Origin of the sequence: Salinisphaera sp. G21_0 (genome assembly GCF_017744115.1) — a bacterium.
Taxonomy (GTDB): Bacteria; Pseudomonadota; Gammaproteobacteria; order Pseudomonadales; family Endozoicomonadaceae; genus Endozoicomonas.
In genome coordinates, this window is sequence record NZ_JAGHQW010000180.1 from 1 (window position 1) to 1,143 (window position 1,143).

Genomic DNA, 1,143 nt, shown 5'->3' on the forward strand with positions numbered 1-1,143 from the left:
TGCTCAAAGTTTTTGCCTGAGAAATTGTCTTTGCCGCATAGGAAGGCCCTGCGAACACAGCGTGCCATGCAGTGGTAGTAGGGCGTACTGGCTGGATCTATGAGGTTTTTTCGGGCGGTCGTCATGTTATTTTTTTTGGTTGCTGGGTAGATTTCCTTAATGCCCTTAAGAGGCTCCAGAAGAAAAATAGACAGTGTGGCCGATTAGTCAAATTTTTGGGTGTCCTTTATTTCATTATGCGTTCATACAAAAATTACAAAGGAGTTTTTCTGTGAGTTGTATTTTTTGTGACATCGTCGAAGGTAAAGTTGCCTGTCATAAAATTTGGAAAGACGAAAATCATTTAGCATTTCTTTCAATTTTTCCGAATACAGAAGGTTTTTCTGTTGTTATTCCAAAGCAACATCATTCAAGTTATGCTTTTGATCAATCTGATGAAGTTTTAAGTGATCTTGTTTTAGCGACAAAGAAGGTGGCAAATCTTCTTGATAAATCTCTTGAAGGTGTTGCAAGAACAGGAATGTTTTTTGAGGGTTATGGCATTGATCATTTGCACAGCAAATTGTTTCCAATGCACGGAACCGGAAACGATTCAGCATTCCAACCAATTTCTTCAAATAACAAAAAATTCTTCAAGAAATACGAGGGCTATATTTCTTCGCACGATCACGAAAGAGCCGACGATCAAATATTGGCTAATATTGCAGCAAAAATCAGAGCACACGCATAACAAGCGCGTCGTGCGGACAAGCCGAAAATAAAAAGGACACCCACTTTTTAAAAAGAAAAATAAAAAAATAAAAAGGACACCCACTTTTTAAAAAGTGAAGAGAGTACGTCATTTATTCATTTTTTAAATGATAGTATTGATCATTGTAAGAATTTCTCATTCATACCAAACAGGAAGCGTATAAAAAGCACACTGCGCATTCCGGAGCATTCGGCCACCCATTCCACTAACATCCGGCCACTGATTCCGGAAGTATCCGGCCACCAATTCCGGAAACATCCGGCCCCCCCCCATTGGAGAGCAGCGACGCATCGGTTTGCAGCTTAGGACGTAGGTTCGGACTTCGCCAGTTTTGCTTGTTTCTTGCGCAGTGACTCACCCTTTAAAGGAACGCGGTGAGCGTTATGAATCAG

The 1,143-nt window shown here is 40.7% G+C and carries 1 protein-coding gene and 1 pseudogene; one reads left to right on the forward strand and one right to left on the reverse strand.

The window, feature by feature from the left end; all coding sequences use genetic code 11:
* Nucleotides 1–125 (reverse strand): annotated as a pseudogene (locus tag J7439_RS27415) (transposase); the annotation flags it as partial.
* 146 nt (nt 126–271) lie between these two features.
* On the opposite strand from J7439_RS27415, the gene J7439_RS25535 reads away from it, so the two are divergent.
* A complete protein-coding gene (locus J7439_RS25535) occupies nt 272–730 on the forward strand; it encodes an HIT family protein (RefSeq protein WP_209204870.1) in 459 nt (152 codons plus the stop codon).
* Nucleotides 731–1,143 lie beyond the last annotated feature (413 nt).